The 869-nt window shown below is 31.3% G+C and carries 1 pseudogene; it reads right to left on the reverse strand.

Features of this window, described 5'->3' with window-relative positions:
- Positions 1 to 869, reverse strand: a pseudogene (locus tag JBL43_RS20145) (hypothetical protein); the annotation flags it as partial.

Here is an 869-nt window from a genome sequence, read left to right on the forward strand (position 1 = left end):
GCATTATAATAAATAGTATAACTTCCAACAGCATCAACAAATGCAGTAGCATCAATTACGACTGTTGAGCCATCATCAGTATCGGCTCCAATTTCTGTGTAACCATCATCAAGATTTATGATTTGTGGATTGTCACCAAGTAAGGTAATTATTGGAGCCGTTGTGTCACTACAATCTTCACTAAAACTGGTTTGTGGGTCAATGTTTGTCCAGGTATTATTACTATATGCTACATCATCAACTTCAATACAATTGAGGCTTGGATTGTTATCTGCATGAAAGACATTTATATTTGTATTATTACCATTTTTTACATTAAGACTTGTAAGAGGATTGTAATCACAATATAAGCTTTCAAGTAAAACATTATTTGATACATCTAAACTAGTTAAAAAATTAGTAGAAGTATTTAATGTTCGTAATTGAGTATTGTTTGATACATCTAAAGCAGTTAATTCATTTAATACAATATTTAATGATGTCAGTGCAGTATTATTTGAGACATCAATACTTGTAAAATTGTTCTTGACACATTCTAAAACTTCTAATAAAATATTATTTGAAACGTCTAAAGCAGATAAATTGTTGAAACTACAATTTAACGAAGTAATAGCCACAAAATCTTCAATACCAGTGAGGTCTGCAATGTTTTTAGAAGAAACATCTAGGGCCGTTATAGAATTAATATTAGCTGTTGGTACATAATCATCTAAAGCCCCAGAATCATACCCTAAATCTATTAATGCTTGTTCAAAATTATCGTCAGGTACGTAGGTTAATGGTATTGCACTGCAATCTTCACTAAAACTGGTTTGTGGGTCAATGTTTGTCCAATTGTTTGTGCTGTAGGTAACATCGTCAACAGTAAT

The sequence above is a fragment of the Aureibaculum flavum genome, assembly GCF_016406085.1.
In the GTDB taxonomy this organism is placed as follows: domain Bacteria; phylum Bacteroidota; class Bacteroidia; order Flavobacteriales; family Flavobacteriaceae; genus Aureibaculum; species Aureibaculum flavum.